22 protein-coding genes and 1 tRNA gene are annotated in these 21,561 nt (G+C 68.8%); 9 read left to right on the plus strand and 14 right to left on the minus strand.

The genetic code is table 11. The features are described from left to right. The first annotated feature begins 8 nt into the window (after positions 1-8). Positions 9-962: an energy transducer TonB gene (locus tag J7654_RS18405; protein WP_209737347.1), complete on the plus strand. Its 954-nt coding sequence runs from the start codon at positions 9-11 to the stop codon at positions 960-962. Next, on the plus strand, positions 955-1,800 hold the full coding sequence (locus tag J7654_RS00610) for an alpha/beta hydrolase (RefSeq protein ID WP_209737348.1): 846 nt from the start codon (positions 955-957) through the stop codon (positions 1,798-1,800). Before J7654_RS18405 ends, J7654_RS00610 begins: the two co-directional genes overlap by 8 nt. A 48-nt stretch (positions 1,801-1,848) precedes the next feature. Here the strand turns inward: J7654_RS00610 and J7654_RS00615 are convergent, their stop codons facing one another. Genes J7654_RS00615 through J7654_RS00625 form a run of 3 tightly spaced genes read right to left on the minus strand, consistent with a single transcriptional unit; the run spans position 1,849 to position 4,412 of the window. Continuing rightward, positions 1,849-2,631, minus strand: coding sequence for a MetQ/NlpA family ABC transporter substrate-binding protein (locus J7654_RS00615; RefSeq protein WP_209737349.1), 783 nt, complete (start codon positions 2,629-2,631; stop codon positions 1,849-1,851). A 31-nt stretch (positions 2,632-2,662) separates the two neighbouring features. Next, positions 2,663-3,328: a methionine ABC transporter permease gene (locus J7654_RS00620; RefSeq protein ID WP_209737350.1), complete on the minus strand. Its 666-nt coding sequence runs from the start codon at positions 3,326-3,328 to the stop codon at positions 2,663-2,665. Next, positions 3,318-4,412, minus strand: coding sequence for a methionine ABC transporter ATP-binding protein (locus J7654_RS00625; RefSeq protein ID WP_377946568.1), 1,095 nt, complete (start codon positions 4,410-4,412; stop codon positions 3,318-3,320). The genes J7654_RS00620 and J7654_RS00625 overlap by 11 nt, the downstream gene beginning before the upstream one ends. Positions 4,413-4,626: 214 nt before the next feature. Between J7654_RS00625 and J7654_RS00630 the strand changes: the two genes are divergently transcribed. Beyond that, entirely contained in the window at positions 4,627-5,238 is a 612-nt protein-coding gene (locus tag J7654_RS00630) for a GNAT family N-acetyltransferase (RefSeq protein WP_245195579.1), read from the plus strand. A gap of 22 nt (positions 5,239-5,260) precedes the next feature. Here J7654_RS00630 and J7654_RS00635 read toward each other — a convergent pair whose 3' ends face one another. Next, a complete protein-coding gene (locus J7654_RS00635; protein WP_209737351.1) occupies positions 5,261-5,887 on the minus strand; it encodes a ribonuclease D in 627 nt (208 codons plus the stop codon). A 166-nt stretch (positions 5,888-6,053) separates the two neighbouring features. Then, positions 6,054-6,138: transfer RNA gene (locus J7654_RS00640), tRNA-Leu, on the minus strand. A gap of 145 nt (positions 6,139-6,283) precedes the next feature. Between J7654_RS00640 and J7654_RS00645 the strand changes: the two genes are divergently transcribed. Then, entirely contained in the window at positions 6,284-7,288 is a 1,005-nt protein-coding gene (locus J7654_RS00645) for a complex I NDUFA9 subunit family protein (protein WP_209737352.1), read from the plus strand. A 6-nt stretch (positions 7,289-7,294) separates the two neighbouring features. Here the strand turns inward: J7654_RS00645 and J7654_RS00650 are convergent, their stop codons facing one another. Then, a complete protein-coding gene (locus J7654_RS00650; RefSeq protein ID WP_209737353.1) occupies positions 7,295-8,098 on the minus strand; it encodes an undecaprenyl-diphosphate phosphatase in 804 nt (267 codons plus the stop codon). 208 nt (positions 8,099-8,306) lie between these two features. Here J7654_RS00650 and J7654_RS00655 point away from each other — a divergent pair, with 208 nt between their 5' ends. The 3 genes from J7654_RS00655 (at position 8,307) to J7654_RS00665 (ending at position 11,206) form a co-directional block, all read left to right on the plus strand. Further along, a complete protein-coding gene (locus J7654_RS00655; protein WP_209737354.1) occupies positions 8,307-8,999 on the plus strand; it encodes a glutathione S-transferase family protein in 693 nt (230 codons plus the stop codon). Between the two features lie 109 nt (positions 9,000-9,108). Continuing rightward, positions 9,109-10,245 (plus strand): tRNA epoxyqueuosine(34) reductase QueG, encoded by a 1,137-nt coding sequence (queG, locus tag J7654_RS00660; RefSeq protein ID WP_209740078.1) that lies wholly within the window; start codon positions 9,109-9,111, stop codon positions 10,243-10,245. Then, entirely contained in the window at positions 10,229-11,206 is a 978-nt protein-coding gene (locus tag J7654_RS00665) for an SDR family oxidoreductase (protein ID WP_245195580.1), read from the plus strand. Before queG ends, J7654_RS00665 begins: the two co-directional genes overlap by 17 nt. Here J7654_RS00665 and J7654_RS00670 read toward each other — a convergent pair. From J7654_RS00670 to J7654_RS00685, 4 genes are all read right to left on the minus strand, one after another. Further along, positions 11,184-12,638, minus strand: a complete 1,455-nt coding sequence (locus J7654_RS00670; protein WP_209737355.1) for a RimK family protein — start codon at positions 12,636-12,638, stop codon at positions 11,184-11,186. The genes J7654_RS00665 and J7654_RS00670 overlap by 23 nt on opposite strands. A 20-nt stretch (positions 12,639-12,658) precedes the next feature. Further along, entirely contained in the window at positions 12,659-13,831 is a 1,173-nt protein-coding gene (locus J7654_RS00675; RefSeq protein ID WP_209737356.1) for a peptidase C39 family protein, read from the minus strand. 165 nt (positions 13,832-13,996) lie between these two features. Next, positions 13,997-14,521, minus strand: coding sequence for a cell wall hydrolase (locus J7654_RS00680; protein ID WP_209737357.1), 525 nt, complete (start codon positions 14,519-14,521; stop codon positions 13,997-13,999). 319 nt (positions 14,522-14,840) lie between these two features. Continuing rightward, a complete protein-coding gene (locus tag J7654_RS00685; protein WP_209737358.1) occupies positions 14,841-15,287 on the minus strand; it encodes a DoxX family protein in 447 nt (148 codons plus the stop codon). A gap of 140 nt (positions 15,288-15,427) precedes the next feature. Here J7654_RS00685 and J7654_RS00690 point away from each other — a divergent pair, with 140 nt between their 5' ends. Beyond that, a complete protein-coding gene (locus J7654_RS00690; RefSeq protein WP_377946552.1) occupies positions 15,428-16,351 on the plus strand; it encodes a LysR family transcriptional regulator in 924 nt (307 codons plus the stop codon). On the opposite strand, the gene J7654_RS00695 is transcribed toward J7654_RS00690, so the two are convergent. After that, the gene (locus J7654_RS00695; protein WP_209737360.1) at positions 16,348-18,078 is read right to left on the minus strand and encodes an ABC transporter ATP-binding protein; all 1,731 of its coding nucleotides are present in this window, start codon (positions 18,076-18,078) and stop codon (positions 16,348-16,350) included. The two genes, J7654_RS00690 and J7654_RS00695, sit on opposite strands and share 4 nt — an antisense overlap. Positions 18,079-18,255: 177 nt before the next feature. On the opposite strand from J7654_RS00695, the gene hmuQ reads away from it, so the two are divergent. Then, on the plus strand, positions 18,256-18,570 hold the full coding sequence (gene hmuQ, locus J7654_RS00700; protein WP_209737361.1) for a heme-degrading protein HmuQ: 315 nt from the start codon (positions 18,256-18,258) through the stop codon (positions 18,568-18,570). A 127-nt stretch (positions 18,571-18,697) separates the two neighbouring features. Here hmuQ and J7654_RS00705 read toward each other — a convergent pair whose 3' ends face one another. Genes J7654_RS00705 through J7654_RS00715 form a run of 3 tightly spaced genes read right to left on the minus strand, consistent with a single transcriptional unit; the run spans position 18,698 to position 21,521 of the window. Then, on the minus strand, positions 18,698-19,693 hold the full coding sequence (locus J7654_RS00705; RefSeq protein WP_209737362.1) for an ABC transporter substrate-binding protein: 996 nt from the start codon (positions 19,691-19,693) through the stop codon (positions 18,698-18,700). Positions 19,694-19,704: 11 nt separating this feature from the next. Continuing rightward, positions 19,705-20,655 carry an ABC transporter permease gene (locus J7654_RS00710; RefSeq protein ID WP_209737363.1) on the minus strand — a complete coding sequence of 317 codons (951 nt, stop codon included), beginning with the start codon at positions 20,653-20,655 and terminating at the stop codon, positions 19,705-19,707. After that, positions 20,652-21,521 carry an ABC transporter permease gene (locus tag J7654_RS00715; RefSeq protein ID WP_245195802.1) on the minus strand — a complete coding sequence of 290 codons (870 nt, stop codon included), beginning with the start codon at positions 21,519-21,521 and terminating at the stop codon, positions 20,652-20,654. The genes J7654_RS00710 and J7654_RS00715 overlap by 4 nt, the downstream gene beginning before the upstream one ends. Between the last annotated feature and the right edge of the window lie 40 nt (positions 21,522-21,561).

Genomic DNA, 21,561 nt, shown 5'->3' on the forward strand with positions numbered 1-21,561 from the left:
GGCACGGTGTGAATCCTCGGCCTGACGACAGATCGGTCGGCCTTGCGGCGCTGCGCTGGACGACGGCCGTCGGGCTGGTCGCGGCCATGTATTCCGCCGGGGCCATGGCGCTGATGAACGTGACGCCGGAGGCACCGCCACCCGCCGGCGTCGAGCAGGCGCCGATCCTCATCGACCTGGCGCCCCCGGCCGCCGCGCCGGCCATCGCCTCGGTGGACGCGCCGGAGGGCGAGGAGCTGGTGGAGGACGCGCCCGACGAGGCCGCGCCCGAACCGCAGCCCGAACCGGAGCCTGTGCCCGACGAGCCTCCTCCACCCGAGCCTGAGCCTGTGCCCGAGCCGGTGGAGCCCCCTCCGCTGCCGGAGCCGGAACCGGAGATCGTGGAACCCGAACCCCAGATCGAGGAACCGCTTCCCGAGCCGGAGCCGGAACCCGCTCCCGAGGAGATACCCGAGCCGCCTGCGGAGGCGGAGGCCGTCATCAACGTGCCGGTTCCCACCATCCGCCCCACCCCGCCGCCGCGCCGCCAGGCACAGCGCGAGGAGCCGCGCCGGCAGGAGACCCGGCGCGAGCAGCCCCGCCGCCAGGAGGCGACACCGCCCCGGCAGCAGCAACAGCGCAGGCAAGCGCCCGCCCCTTCGGCCGCCTCGCAGGGGCAGCAGTCGCGCCAGGCCTCGCAGGGCGCCAGCAGCTCCTCCGTCTCGCCCGCGCGCTGGCAGCAGCAGGTGCAGGCCCGGCTGAACCGCTTCAAGCGCCCGCCGCGCGGCGGAGGGCGTGGAACGGTGCAGGTGGCCTTCACCATCTCCGGCTCGGGCGCGGCCAGCGGCGTGCGCCTGGCGCGTTCCAGCGGCAATGCGAATCTCGATCAGGCCGCCCTCCAGCTCGTGCAGCGCGCCAGCCCCTTCCCCGCCCCGCCGGGCGGCAGGTCGATCTCGCTCACCGTGCCCATCCGCTATGACTGAGCCACTCACGCGCCGCCATGCCCTTGCCCTCGGTTTGGGTCTGGCGGCCTCCCTGCCGCTCGCGCCCGCAAGCGCGCAAACGATCACGCGGGACCTGAAGCCGGCCGGCGCGCCGCACGACTACCGGCTGTTCATCGAGCGCATGGGCGGCGAGGGGCCGCTCGCGGCCCTCTATCTCCTCGACGGCAACCGCACGTTCCCGCTCGCCCGTGAGGCGGCGCTGAGAGCTGACCGGCCGCTGCTTCTGGTCGGCCTCGGCTATCCTGTCGTGGATGGAGAGGAGATCATCCGCCGCCGCTTCCTCGATTTCACGCCACCCACGCCGCCCGAAGCCGTGCCCGCCCCTCCGGGCGGGCCGGCGCGCGAGACCGGCGGCCGTGATTTCTTCGCAGGCGTCCTCGCCGCTTCGGTCGGCATCGCCGAGCGCGACCATGAGGTCGCCGCCGGCCGGCGGACCCTGTTCGGCCATTCGCTGGGCGGCCATTTCGCGCTTCACATGGTGTTCGCCCACAGCCCCCTCTTCGCGCGCATCCTCTCCGCCGACCCATCCGTGTGGTGGAACGATTACGGGCTGATGCGGGAACTGGAGGCCTTCCGCAAAGCGGGCGGCAGCGAAATGGCGCGCCGTCTTTCCATCGTCACCGCCGGGGAACGCCCGGCGCCCACCGGCCGGCCCTTGCTCGACGTAAGGCGCAGCGGGCCGGGCGGGGCCGAAATGGCCGGGGCCCTGAGGGACGATCCTGCCCTCAAGGTTGGCCATGAGGTCTATGCCGGCGAGACCCACGGATCGATGATTCCGCGATCGGTCGAGGCCGCCGTGGCCCTGGCACTGACCTGAAAAAAGGCCGGCGGATCGCTCCACCGGCCTTTTTCGCGCGTCCCGGCCTTACCAGGCGGCGATGACGGAGCCCTTGAAGGTCTCCTCCACGAAGGCCTTCACCTCGTCGCTGTGATAGGCCGCGATCAGGCTCTTCAGCCACTCGGCCTCCGCATCTTCCGAACGCACGGCGATGACGTTCACATAGGGGCTCTGCGCCTCCTCGCGGGCGATCGCGTCCTCCTGCGGGTCGAGGCCCGCCTCCAGCGCGTAGTTGGTGTTGATCGCCGCGGCCGCCACGTCGGCCAGCGAGCGGGGAAGCTGCGCGGCGTCCAGTTCCACGATCCGCAGGTTCTTCTCGTTCGTCTCGATATCGAGCGGCGTGGCGCGAAGGCCGACCGAATCGTCGATCTCGATCAGGCCGAGGGATTCGAGCAGCAGCAGCGCCCGCCCGCCATTGGTCGGATCGTTCGGGATGGCGATGGACGCGCCGTCCTCCAGCTCGTCCAGCGAGGCAAGCGACTGCGAATAGACGCCCATCGGGTAGTTCACCGTCTGCGCGACCGAGACGATGTCGTAGCCCCGGTCGGCCACCTGGTTGTCGAGATAGGGCTGGTGCTGAAAGGAGTTGACGTTCAGATCGCCGTCCGCCAGCGCCTGGTTCGGCACCACGTAGTCGGAGAATTCGAGGATCTCCAGCTCCACGCCGTCATCGGCCAGCAGTTCCTTCACCTTTTCCACGATCTGGGCGTGCGGCCCGGGCGTGACGCCGATGCGGATCGTCTCGGCGAGGGCGCCGGTGGCCGTGAGGCCCAGCACAGTGGCGGCGAGCAGGGTGGATTTGAGAAGCATCCGGTTTTCCTTTGCGTGGCGAATGGATCGGTCAATTCTTGCGGGAGCGCTTGTCGAAGCGCCTGGCGAGGAGGTCGCCGCTCGTCTGCACGATCTGGACGAGGACGATGAGGACGACGACCACGGCGAGCATCATCTCCGGCATGAAGCGCTGGTAGCCGTAGCGGATGCCCAGATCCCCCAGCCCCCCGCCGCCCACCGCGCCCACCATGGCCGAATAGCCGATGAGAGAAACGATGGTCAGCGTCAGCCCGAGCACGATGGAGGGCCGCGCCTCGGGCACCAGCACCTTCCAGACGATCTGCGCCGGGCTCGCGCCCATGGCCCGCGCCGCCTCCACCAGGCCGGGATCGACCTCGCGGATGGAGGATTCGACAAGCCGCGCGACGAAGGGGATCGTCGCGACGGTGAGCGGAACGATGGCCGCCGTCGTGCCGATGGAGGTGCCGGTGACGAGCCGCGTGAACGGAATGATCGCCACGACGAGGATGATGAAGGGCGTGGACCGGGTCGCGTTGACCACGAGCCCGAGCAGGCGGTTCACGTAAGGGGCCGAGAACAGCTCGCCCTTGCGCGAGGTGGCCAGAAACACGCCGAGCGGCGCCCCGAGGGCGATGCCGATGGCCCCCGAGACGGCGACCATGAAGAGCGTGTCGAGCGTCGCCGCCCAGATCAGCCAGACCATGTTAGCGGACATGTCCGAGCACCTCCGTCGTCAGGCCCCGTGCCTCGATGAAGCGGCGCGCCTCCTCCAGCCGCGCGGCGTCGAGCGTCACCACGAGCGTGCCGTAGGGCCGCTCGTCGATCTCCTCCACCGCGCCGGCCATGATGTTCACCCGCAGGTCGAGCGACCGCCCAAGCTCGAAGAGGATCGGGTCGGTGGCCGTCGGGCCGGTGAAGACGATCTTGAGCACCGCCTCCCTCGCCCCCGCCGCGTCCTGCACCATCCGCTCGGTGAGGAACTGCGGCAGGCGAACGCCGGTGACGCCCTCGAGGAAGGTCTTCGTGGTGGGATGCCGGGGCTGGGAGAAGACCGAATAGGTATCGCCCTCCTCGACGATGCGGCCCGCCTCGATGACGGCCACGCGCCCGGCGATCTCGCGCACCACATGCATCTCGTGGGTGATGAGGATGATGGAGAGGCCGAGTTCGCGGTTGACTTTCTTCAGGAGCGCGAGCACCTGCCGCGTGGTTTCCGGATCGAGCGCCGAGGTCGCCTCGTCGGAGAGCAGCACCTTGGGGCGCGTGGCCAGCGCGCGCGCGATGCCCACCCGCTGCTTCTGCCCGCCGGAAAGCTCGGCCGGATAGTTGCCTGCCTTGTCGGCCAGCCCCACGAGGTCGAGCAGCGGGGCGACCCTTTCCCGGATCTCCCGGCGCGAGACGCCCGCGATCTCCAGCGGCAGCGCCACGTTGTCGAAGGCGGTGCGCGAGGAGAGAAGGTTGAAATGCTGGAAGATCATGCCGACGCGCCGGCGCACGTCCCGCAGGGCCCGCTCCTCCAGCGGGGCCACGTCGACGCCGTCCACGACCACGCGCCCCGCGCTCGGCCGCTCCAGCCCGTTGACGAGCCGCACGAGGGTCGATTTGCCCGCGCCTGAGCGCCCGATGATGCCGGTGATCGAGCCCGCCGGAATATCGAGGTCGATGCCGTTCAGCGCCACGAAGTCCTGCCCGCCCGAGGGCGCGCGAAAGCGCTTCTCCACGCCCATGAACCGGATGACCGGCTCGGCGGCGGGAGACTGGCCTTCGAGGACCGGCGACGTCTGGGGCGTTGTCAGCATGGCGAACCGCGCCGGCCTCTCCGGCATTCCATTCGAATCTTTGTCATTGCGCCGGGTTTTGGAGCTTCGCCGCCCCGAAGGCAAGGAACGCTTGTTCGCTCCACGGGGCTCGGCGAGGAAGGAAATTCCCGCAGCACCTGCCATGGACGGCCCGGGGCCTTGCGCGGAGGGCACGAAAGCTGGAAACCAGCGGCCATCAGGCAGGGCGACAGGGATGGCGCAGGATACGATGCAGCATCAGGACAACCGCTTCTCGGCCGTGCCGGCCGGGTCCATCGCCGCCGTGGTGACGGTTCTGGAGATGCGCGAGCGCCCCGCGCCCCGGCCCCAGCGCGCCGATGGCGGCTGGCGCGTGGAACCGGTGGAGACGCCCTCCCTCGCCTTCTATCTCGATCTCTACCGCCGCGTCGGCGCGCCGCATCTGTGGTATTCGCGTCTCGTGATGCCGCAGGCGGAGTTGGCGGCGATCCTCGCCGATCCCGATGTCTCGCTCCATGCCCTCTTCCTTGATGGCCGCGCGGAGGGCATCCTCGAGCTGGACTTTCGCCAGAAGGGCGCCTGCGAGATCGTCTATTTCGGCGTCACGCCCCGCCTCGTCGGCAGCGGGGCTGCGCGCGTGCTGATGAACCGCGCGCTGGAGCTTGCATTCCCGCGCGGCGTGGAGCGCGTATGGCTGCACACCAACACGCTCGACCACCCGCGCGCGCTCGACTTCTACCTTCGCTCCGGCTTCCGGCCGGTGGAACGGCGGATCGAGACCGCGCCCGACCCGCGCCTCTCCGGGCTGCTGCCGATGGACTGCGCCCCGCAGGTTCCGATTCTTTGACGGACGCGGGGCGGAACGGGCCTCATCCGCGATTGACCGAGTGCGAGAAGATGTCCTCGGCGTCCCAGCCCAGAAGGTCGAGGCGCGCGCGCGTGGGCAGATAGGCGAAGCTCGCCTTGGCCAGGTCCAGCCGCTCCTCGCGCTCCAGGCGCTTGAGCAGCACGCCCATCAGATCGTGCAGGTAGAGGACGTCGGAGGCCGCATACTCGATCTGCGCCGGCGAGAGCGTCTCGGCCGCCCAGTCGGAGGATTGCTGCTGCTTGGAGATATCGACGCCGATCAGTTCCTTGGTCAGGTCCTTCAGCCCGTGGCGGTCGGTATAGGTGCGCGTCAGGCGGGAGGCGATCTTGGTGCAGAAGACCGGTTGCGTCATCACGCCGAAGGCGTGGAACAGCGCGGCGATGTCGAATCGCGCATAGTGGAAGATCTTGGTCTTGCTCGTATCGGCGAGAAGCGCGGTAAGGTTCGGCGCTTCGCGCTGGCCGCGCGCGATCTGGACAAGGTCGGCGGTGCCGTCGCCGGGCGAGAGCTGCACCACGCACAGCCTGTCGCGCCGCGTGTCGAGCCCCAGCGTCTCGGTGTCGATCGCAACCGAGCCGGTGTAGCGCGAGAGGTCGGGCAGGTCGCCCTTGTGCACGCGGATGGTCATCGAGGCATGTTCCTTGTCACCGCTCCTGAACGAGCGTTCCGCTTAAACGCTTTCACAGGCGCAGTGAAGCCGCCCCGCGCGCCACGCGCCTGGCCGGAGCCCACAAGGGGCAAGCACATTGATTCATCGAGGGGGTATCATGGCTTCCCTGACGAATCAGGGGAATTGGTGCCCAGGAAAGGACTCGAACCTTCACGCCTCGCGGCACACGGACCTGAACCGTGCGCGTCTACCAATTCCGCCACCTGGGCACGGGCCGGAGCTTTAGTTTCGCATCTCCCGCCTGTCAACGGCGAGAGTGCGCGCCAAGCGACTTTTCGCGCGCGCCGTTTGCCGCTACATCGTGGCGCGACACATATGGTCTTCCTCGAAGGCACGGCAGGAGCAGTGGCAGCCATGAAGCTCGACACCCGGAAACTCGTCACCGTGTTCGGCGGCTCGGGCTTTCTCGGCCGCTATGTGGTCCAGGAGCTCGCCAGCCGCGGCCATCGCGTCCGCGTGGCCTGCCGCCGGCCCGACCTCGCCTACCACCTCCAGATCGCCGGGCGGCTGGGACAGATACAGCCCATCCAGGCCAATCTGCGCTATCCGTGGTCGATCGAGCGGGCCGTGGAGGGGGCGGACCATGTCGTCAATCTCGTCGGCATCCTGACAGAAGCGGGCAAGCAGAAGTTCAATGCCCTCCAGGCACAGGGGGCGAAGGACGTGGCGGAGGCCGCCGCGGCCCAAGGGGCGGGCCTGGTGCACATGTCGGCCATCGGCGCCGACGAGAATGCCTCCAGCCGCTACGCGCGCAGCAAGGCGCTGGGCGAGCGCCATGTCTTCGCGGCCAGGCCGGACGCCGTCGTGCTGCGCCCCTCCATCGTCTTCGGTGCGGAAGACCAGTTCTTCAACCGCTTCGCCGGCATGGCGCGGCTCTCCCCCGTCCTGCCCCTGGTGGGCGCGCAGACGCTCTTCCAGCCCGTCTTCGTCAACGACGTGGCGCAGGCCGTGGGCGTGGCGGTGGATGACAAGGTGGCCGGCGGGCGAATCTACGAGCTGGGCGGGCCGGAAGTCCTGTCCTTCCAGCGCCTGATGGAGGAGATGCTCCTCGTCATCGACCGCAAGCGCCGCATCCTGTCGATCCCGGAAGGCATCGCCTCGCGGCTGGCCGGCCTGATGGAGAAGCTGCCCGGCGCGCCACTCACCTCCGATCAGGTGCTCCAGCTCCAGCATGACAACGTCGTGTCCGACGCCGCCAAGGCGGAGGGGCGCACCTTCGAGGCATTCGGCATCCATCCCCGCACGCTGGAGGCGATCCTGCCGACCTATCTCGTGCGCTTCCGCCCGCAGGGGCAGTTCACGCGGGGCTCGCGCACCTCCGACAAGACCGTCGACCCGGAGATCGCGCCCCGCGCCTGACGCGCCTCAGCCGAAGGCGAGGATCGCGACCAGCCCGAGCGCGCCCACCGCGATTCGCCACCAGGCGAAGGGCGCGTAGCCATGGCGCGAGACGAAGTCGAGCAGGTATCGCACCACGACGATGCCCGAGACGAGCGCGGCGAGGAAGCCGACCACGATGAGAAGCGCGTCGTCGCCCGAGAGCGCGGCCTGGTTCTGGTAGAGGTCGTAGGCGAACGCCCCCGCCATGGTGGGCATGGCGAGGAAGAACGAGAATTCGGCCGCCGCCCGCTTCTGCGCGCCCAGAAGCAGCGCCCCCACGATCGTCGCGCCCGAGCGCGAGACGCCCGGAATCATCGCCAGGCACTGGAAGAAGCCGATCTTCAGATACATCGAGACCGGAAACGTCATGGCGTTGTCGTAGCGCTCCGCCAGCGTCATGCGGTCCACCACGAGCAGCACGAGGCCGCCGAGGATGAGGGCGATGCAGATCAGCGCCGGCGACTGGAACAGGACGCCCTTGATGAACGGGTGAAGAACGGCGCCGATCACGGCGGCCGGCAGGAAGGCGAGGAGGATGCCGGTGACGAAGCGGCGGCTCGCCGGGCTCGACGGCAGGGTCGTGGCAAGTTGCCAGAGCCGCGTGAAATAGACCGACACCACCGCCAGCACCGCGCCGAGCTGGATCAGCACCTCGAACGTGTTCTCGGTGGACTGGAAGCCGATGGCGTTGCCGATGAGAATCAGATGGGCCGTGGAGGAGACCGGGATGAACTCGGTCAGCCCTTCTACGACGCCCAGAAGCGTCGCACTGAAAAGATCGCTCGCCATGATGCAGAAGAATCCTCTTGGCACGGGAAAGCCGGAGCCTTCCGACCTACCTTGCCCTCCTTACGGGAGAATGAAGCGGAAGCATGGTGCCGCCCGCCGCGAAAGCCTCGCACCGGCCACCGCCTTGCGAAAGCCATATGTTTCGTTATCTCCGAATGGGTGATCCTTTGCCCGACAGGCCAAAGGCAGGAAGGAACGGCCCCGCCCCATGCTGAAGCTCCACCACCACCCCATGTCGGCCGGGTCGCGCTTCGTGCGGCTGGTTCTGGGCGAGTATGGCGAGCGGATCGACCTGATCGAGGAGCGGCCCTGGGAGCGGCGGCGAGAGCTGCTCGCGCTCAACCCCGCCGCCAGCCTGCCGATCCTGGTGGAAGACAACGGGCCGCCCATCGTGGGCGGCACGGTGGCCGGCGAATATCTCGACGAGACGCGCGGCGCCTTCCAGCGCGAGCACCGGCTCTTCGCCGACAAGCCGGCCGAACGGGCGGAGATCCGCCGCCTGACCGAGTGGTTCCTCGTCAAGATGGACGCGGAGGTGACGCGCTATCTTGTGCGCGAGCGCGTGTTCAAGCGCGAGATGCGCGCCGAGCACGGCGGCGGCGCGCCCGATTCCTCGGCCATCCGCGCCGCCCGCGCCAATCTGAAGAACCATATGCGCTATCTCGGCTGGCTCGCCGAAAGCCGCAACTGGCTGTCGGGCCCGCGCCTCTCCTATGCCGACCTGGCGGGGGGAGCGGCCTTTTCCATCCTGGACTATCTGGGCGAAGTGGCCTGGGACGAGGAGCCGGCCGCCAAGGACTGGTACATGCGCATGAAGTCGCGCCCGTCCTTCCGCCCCCTTCTGGCCGAGCGCCTGCGCGGCATCTCCCCGGCCGCGCATTACTCCGAACTCGACTTCTGACCCGGCCGGCACGAAGGCGCCGGCAGGAACCGCCGCAAGGCATGAGAGCAGCGGCGGGGCGAGCCCGCTTTTCTTGCGTTCGAGGACCGCCTCGCCCTATCTCGATGCGATGACGACCCGGCTTCGACGCTTTCTGGAGGAGGACGCCGCGCGCCTGGGCTTCGATGCCGTGGGCGTCGCCGCCGCGCGCGAGGACGCAATTGCCAGCGCAGGGCTCGACGAATTCATCGAGGAAGGCCGCTTCGGCACGATGGGCTGGATGCCGGAGACGGCCGAGCGCCGCCGCTCGGTCCACATGCTGTGGCCGCAGGCCCGCAGCGTCATCGTGCTGGGCATGAATTACGGGCCGGACGAGGACCCGATGAACGCCGTGCGCCGGCCCGCCAACGGCGCCATCTCGGTCTATGCGCGCCACCGCGACTATCACGACGTCGTCAAGGGCAAGTTGAAGGAGCTGGCAGGCCGGCTGATCGCGCGGGCGCGCGAGAGCGACCCAGCCCCCCACGACGCCAAGGTGTTCGTGGACACCGCCCCCGTCATGGAGAAGCCGCTCGGGCAGGCCGCAGGGCTCGGGTGGCAAGGCAAGCACACCAATCTCGTCAGCCGCCATTTCGGCTCCTGGCTGTTCCTCGGCTCGATCGTCACCACGCTCGACATCGTGCCCGATACGGCCGGGCGCGACCTGTGCGGCTCCTGCCGCGCCTGCCAGGACGCCTGCCCGACCGATGCCTTTCCCGCGCCCTACAAGCTCGATGCGCGGCGCTGCATCTCCTACCTGACCATCGAGACCCGGCGCCCCGTGCCGCGCGAGTTCCGCGCCGCGATGGGCAACCGCATCTACGGATGCGACGACTGCCTCGCCGCCTGCCCGTGGAACAAGTTCGCCGTGGCGGCGCGGGAGGCCAAGCTGAGGGCGCGCGAGGATTTGAGAAGCCCGCCGCTCGCCGACCTCCTCGCGCTCGACGATGCAAGGTTCCGCGCCCTCTTCTCCGGCTCGCCGATCAAGCGGGTGGGGCGTGACAAGTTCGTCTCCAACTGCCTCATCGCCGCCGGCAATTCCGGCGAAACGGCGCTCCTGCCAGCCGTCGAAGCGCTTCTCGCCGATGCTTCCCCCCTCGTTCGGGCCATGGCGGTGTGGGCGCTGGGGCGGATTTGCGCCCCCCGCGCCTTGGAACGGCGCGACGGCGCGCTCCATAGGGAGAAGGACGAAACCGTGAGAGGGGAATGGCATGACCTCGGGACCTGAGCGCCATGCGGCCAACGACGATGCGAAGGCGCAGGCCATGCGGCTGTTCGTGTTCGGCTGCGGCTATTCCGCCAGCCGCCTGGTGGACCGCCTCGGCACGCAGCGCGTGGTGGGCGCCACGACGCGCTCGCCGGAAAAGGCGGCGAGCCTGGCCGCCCACGGACTGACGCCCTTCGTCTTCGACGGGACGCATCCCGGCGAAGGCGTGGACGCCGGGCTCCACCGCGCCACCCACCTCCTGGTTTCCGTGCCGCCCGGCCACGAGGCCCCGGAGGGCGCCTCGGTCGGCGGGGCCAACGCACATCCGGGCGATCCGGTGCTGCGCTGGTATCGCGACGAGATCGTCCACGGAGCGCCAGCACTCGAATGGATCGGCTACCTCTCCACCGTGGGCGTCTATGGCGACCATGAGGGGGCACAGGTGGACGAGACGGCCGAACTGCGCCCCGTCTCGGCACGCTCCACGGCGCGCGTCGCGGCCGAGGAAGCCTGGGCCGGGGTGGCCCGCGAGCGCGGGGTGCCGCTGGCCGTGCTGCGGCTGTCGGGCATCTACGGGCCGGGCCGCAATGCCTTCGTCAATCTGCGCGAGGGCAAGGCGCGGCGGATCGTGAAGCCCGGCCAGATCTTCAACCGCATCCATGTGGACGACATCGCGGGCGCCGCGGCCCTCTTGGCCGAGCGGCGCCTGGGCGGCGTCTTCAACATCTCCGACGACGAGCCCGCCCCGCCACAGGGCGTGGTGGAACACGCCGCGTGCCTCGCCGGCCTGCCTGTGCCGCCGGCAACCCCCTTCGAGGACGCCGAGCTATCGCCCATGGGCCGCAGCTTCTGGGGCGAGAACAAGCACGTGGGAAACGCGGCCATCAAGGCCGCAGGCTACCGCTTCCGCTATCCCACCTATCGCGAGGGGCTGGAGGCGCTGAAGGGCGAGGCCGTGCTCACCCCTCGATCCGGTCGATGAACCAGCGCGTCAGGCGCGTCCAGACCTCGTCCTTCTCGGCGAAGTCCTCCACGCCGTGCTCGAGATTCGGGTTGTCGTTGACCTCGATCAGGAAGACGCCGTCCTCGGTCTCCTTCAGGTCCACGCCGTAGAAGCCGTCTCCGATGCAACGCGCCGCCCGCAGGCCGGCGTCGAGCACGTGAGGGGGCGCGTCGCCGAGCGAGAAGGCGTTGAAGCCGCCCTCCATCGCCCGCCCGCCGGCATCGTGGTTGATGATCTGCCAATGGCTCTTGGCCATCAGATACTGCACGGCGAAGAGCGGCTGGCCGCCGAGCACGCCGATGCGCCAGTCGAATTTCGTGGGCATGAACTTCTGGGCGATCAGGAGGTCGGAATCCTCCAGCCACGCACCGGCCAGCGCCTCCAGCGCCCTGGCGTCGTCCACCTTCTTGACCCCGCGCGAGAAGGAGCCGTCGGGAATCTTGAGCACCATGGGGAAGCCGAGCGTGTCGGCCGCCCGGGTGAGATCCTCCTTGGCTCCGATCATGACCGAGGGCGGCACGGCCACGCCGTTGGCCATCATCAGCTCGTTCAGATACACCTTGTTGGTGCAGCGGATCATCGAGACCGGATCGTCGATGACGGGCATCCCCTCCTGCACCGCGCGCCGTGCGAAGCGATAGGTGTGGTTGGAGATGGAGGTCGTCTCGCGGATGAAGAGCGCGTCGAAATTGGCCAGCCGGGGCAGGTCCTTCTTCGTCACCGGCTCGACGTCCACCCCCATGCGCGCGGCGATGCGCGCCCAGTGCTTCAGGCTGGAAACGGAGGTCGGCGGCATCTCCTCGCGCGGGTCGTAGAGCGTGGCGAAGGCGTATTTGGCCGGGGTCTTGCCGCGCGCGTCGCGCCATTCGCGCGCCGTATGGCGCTCCATGGCGCCCATCAGGTGCTCCAACTGCGTCTCGTCCAGCTTACCGAGCGAAGCGAATCCGATCTTGCGGATGCGCACCCGGTCCTTGAACTCCACGAGGACCTCCAGCGCGGGCGCGCGGAACCAGTCGAACAGGAGCTTTGCGAAGCGCTCCAGCCGCCCGTCCTGCGCATAGCCGAAATAGACGCGGATGGGCCCCTGCGGCAGGTCGGCCGGGCCGAGGAAGACCTTGGCGAGCGTGGCTTCCAGCTCAGGGAGGGCGTTCTCGTAGAGTTTCCTCTCCGAGAGGTCGATCATCGTCTCCACCGAGGGAATCACCCGGTGGCCGCGTGCGCCGGCCAGAAGCGAGGCGTAATAACCCCGGCTCTGATAGGCGTAGGAACGCGAAAGGTTGATGATCTTGGGCCGCTGCCCCCCGAACAGGGCCGGCCGCGCAAGATAGTCGCGGCTCGTCATGATCTTGTGGGGCGTGGCGGCATTGTCGAGGTCGGAGCTGCGTCCGACCAGAATGACCCATTGGGACATCGGTTCTCTCGAAACGGGAATCAGGCCGCACGTTTCTTCAGGAAGACGGCGGCGCGAAGGCCGATCTTGCCGAAACGTGCGATGCGATCGAAGGCGACATACGGGATGGGCAGCGAGGCCGCGTCGGCCACCGTCTCGCCGCGCGTGTCCTCCACCCACGGGTCGTGGACAATGAGATGGCGGCCGTCATCGCCATGCACGAGAATCCAGTGCGGCACCTTCTTGCCGAACATGTGGTAGCCGGAGACGAGGACGATGGCCGTCGCGCCCTCGCCGATCGCCTTGCGGATGTCCTCGATGGTGAAGGGGCGGATGAAGACGGGAATGGCGTAGGCCTCCGCGCGGGTGCGGAAATCCTCCTGCGCCAGCCCCATCACCACCTGCTTCTCGGGGCTTCGCACACCCTCCAGAAAGAGGTCTCCGGCCTCCGAAACATGGATTTCGGCGCCGAGACCCGCCTCATGCGCGGCCACCGCCAGCCCATAGGGCTCGCAGCCGCCGGGGCCTGACATCATGAAGATGGTCGTCGCCTCGCGCCACAGGCGAATCTCGGCCACCGGGCTCATCACGAACCCCGGCACGTCGCGGGCCATCGCCATCATCAGGCAGCAGGCGCCGCAGGTGAAGTCGGTGGACTGCTCGTAATAGGGAACGCCGGTCTCCACCGCGTGCTCCCCGCGCAGCGTCTTCTCGAAGCGCAGGGCGGGCATGTGGTCGGCATAGTAATCCAGATAGCGGCCGATGGGCCGGTAGCCCTCGCTCCTGTAGAGGGCGGTGGCCTTCTCGTTGTCCTCGCGCACTTCCAGCCGAAGCGCGATGCGATCCCGCTCGAAAGCGGCGTTCTCGGCCGCCTTCAGGAGAGCGCGCCCGGCGCCCTGCCCCCGCGCCGACTGCGCGACCGCGATGGAATAGAGCCGGGCGAGCGCCGTGCCTGCGCGAAACAGGATCGCCGCATAGCCGGCGAGCGGAGCCTGCGCCCCCTCGCCTTCCATCACCAGAAGCGCGGCGCTTCTGGAGCCGAGCAGATTGCGGAAGGAGCGCCGGGAAATGCGGTCGGCCTCAAAGGCGGCGTTCTCCAGCGCCACCAGCGCATCGAGATCGTCAGGACAGGCGGGGCGCAGGCGGGCCGGAGGGACGAGAGCCTCCCCCGTCGCCAGGCGGGCGGGATCGGACAAGGAGGAGGAGACGGACATTGGCGGCTTCATGCCTTGGGCGCGGCGGGCGGCCGGCGCGTTAGCGCAATATAAGGCCTTCCCGCCCCCGGCTCCAGCATCCCGCGCCGGCTAAAGCCGCATGGCGCGCCTTATCGCGCAGGCCGGGCTCCGTCTCTCTCCACCCCACAAGCGATTCGCTTCGTGTCAGGAGCGGCCGGCGCGAAGGTCCGCCTGCGTGGTCAGCGGTCCCTTGCGCTCCGAGCGGCGCACGCGCTCGTAGAAGGCGTTGCCGCCGGCTATGGCCACATAGTTCATGTTGCCGTAGCCGAAGGTCAGGCCGGCGGTGTGGAAGAACATGGCGTCGGACTGCTCGACATCCTTGTGGCGGGCACCGGACAGGACGTCCTTGGCCACCTCCATCGCCAGTTCCTTGCCATTGCCCATGGCCCGCGTCATCACGCCGGGCGCGAACTGGTTCGCCTGCGACACGACGGCGCAGACGCTGTCGGGATAGGCCTCCGAATCCACCCGGTTCATCACCACCGAGCCGACGGCCAGCATTCCCTCGCGGCTGGAGCGGATGGATTCGAAATACATCGCCCGCGCAAGGCACTCCTGCGAGCGCGGGTCCACCGGCGGCGCGAAGGCCATCGGCTCCACCTTGCTGGTCTGGCAGGCGCCGAGCGCGGCAAGCGACACGAGGCACGCGGCCAAGCTGAGACGGTTCATGGTCTGTCCCCCGACAGGTTTCCCCTTCACCCGCCCGTTACTCCCCAGTTGGGGCGAGATCGGGGCAGGCGGGAGAACGCTCGCCGCCGAGGCCAGCCCCAAGCCAGCGTCAAGCCGGCGCCAGGCGCGCAATCCGGACAATCAGGAACCCTGCGGAGCCACCCGCCCGCGCGGGGCTGGAGGTCGGCGCATGAAAAAAGCCGGTGCGCACGAAGCGCACCGGCCTTTGGACGGGAGGCATGAAATGTCAGGGCCGGCGTCGGACGAAAGCCGACCCCGCTCTACACTACCGCAGGTTGAGACAATGGCGCAAGGCCCCTCAGATCTCGCGGCCGATCCGCGCGTCCACCGACCAGCGCCCGCCGCCCCGAACGGCGAAGAGGAACAGGACGGCCGACCAGAGGATGGAATGCTCCGCGCCCGAATATCCCTCGCCCCAGGCGATCCAGTGCGCATAGACCGTGACGAGCAGCACGAAGAGCGTGACGAAGGCCGCCGGGCGGGTGAGAAGGCCGAGGACGAGCAGGATGCCCCCGAAGAACTCGGCGCCGGCCAGCAGCGGCGAGAACAGGGCGCCGGGATAGAAGCCGAGCGACTCGACCATGCCGGCCGCGCCGAACGGGTTGGTGATCTTGCCCCAGCCGTGGGCGATCAGGGCGATGCCCGTGACGACCCGCAGCACCGCGAAGGCGACGGTGTCGAGGCTGGCGTAAAGGCTCCCGAGGGCGGGCACCACGAGCCGGCGGTCTTGGGTATAGTGGGACATAGGACTTCCTCGATGCGGCATGACGACAGGCTGCGGCGTGGCGGCTCGCCCCCGCATGATCGGGCAGACTATCGCCTCCAATCGGCGCTTTGAGAACCATGCAATAGGTCATATGCTCTCACACTCCTGGTTATAAAGGAATGCTCTTGCCCGACCGGCTTCGCTCCATGGAGGTCTTCGCAAAGGTTGCCCAGCTCGGCAGCTTCTCGGCCGCCGGCCGGGCCCTCGGCCTGTCGCAGACCATGGTCACGAAGCATGTGGTGGCGCTGGAGGAACGGCTCGGCGTGCAGCTTCTCAAGCGCTCCACCCAGCGCGTGACGCCGACGGAGGCCGGCGCGCGCTTCCGCCAGTCGTGCGAGCGCATCCTGGAGGACGTGCTCGACGCCGAAGCGCTGGCGGCGTCCGACCGGGCCGATCCGCGAGGCCTGCTACGCCTCAGCGCGCCGCTTTCCTTCGGCATCCGCGAGATCGCGCCGATCCTGGCCGACCATGCCAGGGCCCATCGCGGCGTGCGGGTGGAACTGGGGCTGAACGACCGTGTGGTGGATATCCTCGACGAAGGCTGGGATCTGGCCATCCGCATCGGCCGGCTGAAGGATTCCGCCCTCAAGGCCCGCCGGCTCGCGCCCTGCCGCATCATCCTGTGTGCCTCGCCCGCCTATCTGGCGGCACGCGGCACGCCGCGGCGCGTAGCCGAGCTTTCCGATCACGATTGCCTCGGCTACACGCTCTCGGAGATGACGGGGCCGGAGCAGTGGTCGTTCGGCCGGACGGGCGAGGTGAAGGTGCGCATCTCAGGCCCTATGCGCGCCAACAATGGTGATGCCGTTGCCCGCGCGGCCATGGAGGGGCTCGGCATCGTCTACCAGCCGAGCTTCATCGTGGGCGAGGCCCTGCGCCGGGGCGCGCTGGTGCCCATCGCGCTCGACCATCCGCCGGTGCAGATATCGGAGGTGCACGCCGTCTATCCCGCCACGCGCCACCCCTCCGCCAAGGTCCGCACGATGATCGACTTCCTCGCCGCGCGATGGGGCCCGACCCCGCCATGGGATCGCGGCCTCTAGGCCGACGCCGTGAACGCGATCTCCTGCGCCGCCACGAGCCGCCGATAGGGGCCCTCGCGCGAGACAAGCTCGGCATGGCTGCCGAGTTCCGCGATGCGTCCGCCGGCCACCACCGCGATCCGGTCCGCGTGCCGGATGGTGGACAGGCGGTGCGCGATGACCAGCGTGGTGCGCCCCTTCGAGAGCTCCGCCAGCGAGGCCTGGATCGCCCGTTCGGTCTCGGTATCGAGGGCCGAGGTCGCCTCGTCCAGGATCAGGATCTCCGGGTCCTTCAGGAACATGCGGGCGATGGACAGGCGCTGCTTCTGGCCGCCCGAAAGCTTGACGCCGCGCTCGCCCACCACCGTCTCCAGCCCCTCGGGCAGCGCGGCGACGGTCTGCGTCAGATGCGCCCGCTCCATCGCCTCGATGATGTCCTCCTCGCTGGCGTCGAGCCGGCCATAGGCGATGTTCTCGCGCACCGTTCCGCCGAAAAGGAACACGTCCTGGCTGACGACGCCGATATGGCGGCGAAGCGATTCCAGCGTCACCTCGCGGATGTCGCGGCCATCCAGCAGGATCGCCCCTTGCGTGACATCGTAGAAGCGCGGCACCAGCGAGCAGATCGTCGTCTTGCCCGCGCCCGAGGGTCCTACGAAGGCCAGCGTCTCGCCCGGCGCGATGTCGAGGTCGATCCCGTTCAGCACCGGGCGCCCGTTGGCATAGGCGAAATGCACGTCGCGCAGCGAGACCGCGCCCGTCACGCCGTTCAGGGGCCGCGCGTCCGGCGCATCGGCGATGTCGGGCTCGGTGTCGAGGAATTCGGCATAGCGCCGGAAGCCGGCAATGCCCTTCGGATAGGTCTCCAGCACGGCCGCGATCTTCTCCACCGGGCGGAAGAAGACGCCGACGAGGAGCAGGAAGCCGATGAAGCCGCCATAGGAGAGCTCTCCCTGGATCACATACCAGGTGCCGGCCACCATCACGATGACCTGCGTCAGGCGCATGGAGAAGTAGTTCAGCGACTGCGAGACCGCCATGATGCGGTAGGCGTCCAGCTTGCGCTCTCGGTAGAGCCCGTTGTTGCGCGCGAAGAGCGAGCGCTCGTGCGCCTCGTTGGCGAAGGACTGCACCACGCGGATGCCGCCGACATTCTCCTCGATCCGGGCGTTGAACTCGCCGATGGAGGAATAGATCGCTCTCCAGGTGTTGGTCATGCGCGCGCCGTACTTCGTCGTCACCCATGAGCCCACCGGCACCACGATGCCCGTGATGAGCGCCAGTTCCACGTGCACGGAAAGCATCAGCGCGAAGGCGCCGATGAAGGTCATGATCGCGATGAAGAGGTCTTCCGGCCCGTGATGGGCAACCTCGCCGATCTCCTCCAGGTCCTTGGTGAGCCTGCCGACAAGATGGCCGGTCTTGACGTTGTCGAAATAGCCGAAGGAGAGTTTCTGAAGGTGCTCGAAGGCGCGCCGGCGCATCTCCGTCTCGATATTGATGCCCAGCATGTGGCCCCAATAGGTGACGACCGCCATCAACCCGGTGTTCAGCACGTAGATGAGCAGGAGCCCGGCCGAGGCCGCGAGGATCAGCCCCCATTGGCCGGAAGGCAGAAGCTCGTCGACGAAGAGCTTTACGGCGATGGGAAAGCCCAGTTCGAGAAGGCCCGCGATCACCGCGGAGGAGAAGTCGAGCACGAAGAGCCCGCGCCAGGGGGCATAATAGGAGAAAAAGCGCGCCAGCATGGCTCAACCTTCCGATGAATGGAGACCCCGCCTCCTCGCTACAGCCCCCTCGCCCAAACCGGCGCGGCGCGCAAGATGCGCGCGGCGTATTCTTGACCACGATCCTCAAGTTCAGGCCTTGACGGCGGCGCCTTCGGCAGGCTTTGCCAGGGGTGCGGATAAAAGGAGAGATTTCCCATGTTCATCGCGATGAACCGCTTCAAGGTCGTGCCCGGCTCGGAAGAGGAATTCGAGGCATTGTGGGCCAACCGCGAGTCGCACCTCCACAAGATGGAGGGCTTCGTCGAGTTCCACATGCTCAAGGGCCCCGAGCGCGAGGACCATCGCCTCTACGCCTCGCACACGGTCTGGGCCTCGAAGGAGGCGTTTGAGGCCTGGACGCGGTCCGACGCGTTCCGCGCCGCCCATAGCGGCGCGCGCTCCACCAAGCCCCTCTATCTCGGCGCGCCGCAGTTCGAGGGCTTCGAGGTCATCCAGACGATTTCGGCCTGAGCCACCCGGACCCCGCGCCTCTCGACCGGCGGCTGAGGCGGGAAGCCGGTGCGCGGGGCCGGTTTTCCGCGAAGGGCGGCCCGAAGGCCGCCTCGCGTCATGCCCGTTCCTCGCCCCGGCAAGGCGCTCAGTCGATCTCGGCGGCCCTGTCGGTGACGGCGGCGGTCCAGGCGCCTTCGGGCCGGGCGGTGATGACGGGGTCCGATCCCTCCGACATCAGCACGTCCACCGTCTGCTCGGCGGCGGCCTCGTCCAGGGCGCCGCTTTCATCGCCAAGGAGCCCGACGATCTCACCCACCATGCGCACCTGGTGCTCCTGCGTCTGCGCGCCGGTCATGTCGTTGTCGAGCACGATCCCGGCCGCTTCCTCCGGGTTCTCCCGCGCCCACTCCCAGCCGCGCATCGAGGCTTTGACGAAGCGGGCGAGCTTGTCCACCATTTCGGGGTCTTCCAGATTGGCCTCGGTGGTGTAGAGCCCGTCCTCCAGCGTCGCCACGCCCTCGTCGGAATAGGAGAAGACGGTCAACTCGTCCTCCGGGATTCCCGCGTCGATGACCTGCCAGTATTCGTTGTAGTTCATCGTCGAGATGCAGTCGGCCTGCCGCTGGATCAGCGGATCGACGTTGAAGCCCTGGCGGATCACCGTCACGCCCCCTTCGCCGCCCTCGGTGGAGAGGCCGAGCCGCGACATCCACGACAGGAAGGGATATTCGTTGCCGGAGAACCACACGCCCAGCGTCTTGCCGGCGAAATCCTCCGGGCTCTCTATGCCTGTGTCGGCGCGGCAGGTGAGCTGCATGCCCGAACGTGCGAAAGGCTGGGCGATGTTGACGAGCGGCAGGCCGCGCTCGCGCGCCGCCAGCGCGGCGGGCATCCACTCCACGATGACATCGGCCCCGCCGCCCGCGATCACCTGCGGGGGCGCGATGTCGGGCCCGCCGGGATTGATCGTGACGTCCAGGCCCGCTTCCTCGTAGAAGCCCTGGTCCTTTGCCACGTAATAGCCGGCGAACTGGCCCTGCGTGACCCATTTCAGTTGAAGCGTCAGCGCGTCCTGCGCGGCGGCGGGCAGGCTCGCGGCCGCCAGCGCGGCGGTGGCCATGAGGATGGTGCGGATGCGCATGCCGGTGCTCCTTAACGTCGTTGGGAGGGATGCCAGAAAGTGACGGCCCGCTCGGCAAGCGCCAGCAGGCCGTAGGAAAGCGAGCCCGCCAGGGCCGCGACCGCGATCTCGGCCCAGACCATGTCGGTGTTGAGCCGGCCGATCTCGGCCGAGATGCGAAACCCCATGCCGACGATGGGCGTGCCGAAGAACTCGGCGACGATGGCCCCGATCAGCGCCAGCGTGGAATTGATCTTGAGCGCGTTGAAGATGAAGGGCAGCGCGGCGGGCAGGCGCAGCTTGAGGAGCGTCTGCCACGGCCCGCCGGCATAAGTGCGCATCAGGTCGCGCTCCATGGCCCCCGCCGCGTCCAGCCCCGCCACCGTGTTCACCAGCATGGGGAAGAAGGTCATCAGCGCCACCACGGCGGCCTTGGAGGGCCAGTCGAAGCCGAACCACATGACCATGATGGGCGCCACGCCGATGACCGGCAGCGCCGAGGCGAGGTTGCCGATGGGAAGCAGGCCGCGCTTCAGGAAGGGCGAGCGATCCACCAGGATCGCGGCGAGAAAGCCCGCACCGCAGCCGATGGCGTAGCCCGCCAGCACCGCCTTCAGATAGGTCTGGACGAAATCGGCCCAGAGGATGGAGGTCGAGGCGGCGAACCGCGCTGCGATCTGCGAGGGCGCGGGCAGGAGCACCACCGGCACGGCCAGCCCGCGCACGAGGAACTCCCACAGCAACAGAACCGTCGCGCCGAAAAGCAGCGGCACGGCAAGGCCGGCCAGGCGCCCGGCGGGCGAGCGCTCCGGAAGGGCGGAGAGAAGCGCCGTCAGCCGCCAGGCCGCCAGCCAGAAGGCGATGAGCAGCGCCCAGAAGAGCGGCCCCGCCCCTTGCGGCACGATGTCGAACAACGCCCAGGCGGCGGCCAGCGCAAGGCCGGCGGCCAGCACGCCTTGCAGGGGCGCGGCCCGCACGCTCATTTCACCGGCCCCATGCGTTTCAGCACCAGCCGCTCGACCAGGCCGACCAGCCCCACGAGCAGCCCCGCCAGCAGCGCGGCGGTGACGAGCGCCGACCAGATCTGGATCGTCTGCCCGTAGTAGGAACCGGCAAGGAGCCGCGCGCCGAGCCCCGCCACCGCCCCGGTCGGCAGCTCGCCGACGATGGCGCCCACGAGCGCGGCCGCCACGGCGACCTTCATCGAGGCGAAGAGGAAGGGCAGCGAGGCCGGCAGGCGCAGCTTGGAGAGCACCCGCCCGCCGCTGGCGCCATAGGTGCGCATCAGGTCGAGATGCATCGCATCGGGCGAGCGCAGCCCCTTCACCATGCCCACCGCGACGGGAAAGAAGGAAAGATAGGTCGAGATCAGCGCCTTCGGCAGAAGGCCCGAAACGCCGACCGAATTCAGGACCACCACGATCATCGGCGCGATGGCGAGGATGGGGATGGTCTGGCTGGCCACCAGCCAGGGCATCAGGCTCCGGTCCAGCGTGCGCGAATGCAGGATGGCCACCGCCAGCGCGATGCCGAGCAGCGTGCCCATGGCGAAGCCGAGCAGCGTGGAGGAGAGCGTCACCTGCGCGTGGAACACCAGCGAGCGCGGCGAAGTGGGCCGCACCTCCACCGTGGTGCGCCAGATTTCGGCGGCGATCTGGTGCGGGGCCGGCAGGATCGGCCGCTCCGCGCTCCATGTCGCGCCCACGCGCTCGGCCAGCGTGGCGGCCGGGTTCTCCCGCAGCAGCCGCTCGCCGCTGGTCTGCCAGTTCATCAAAACCGCGCCCGCGTACCAGACGAGGGCCAGCACGGCGAGGACGCAGAGCACCGGCACCGCCCGGCCCTGCGCCAACCGGCGCCCAAGTCCGCCGCCGGCCGCCCGGCCGGCCCCG

The organism is Aureimonas populi, assembly GCF_017815515.1.
GTDB classification, from domain to species: Bacteria; Pseudomonadota; Alphaproteobacteria; order Rhizobiales; family Rhizobiaceae; genus Aureimonas; species Aureimonas populi.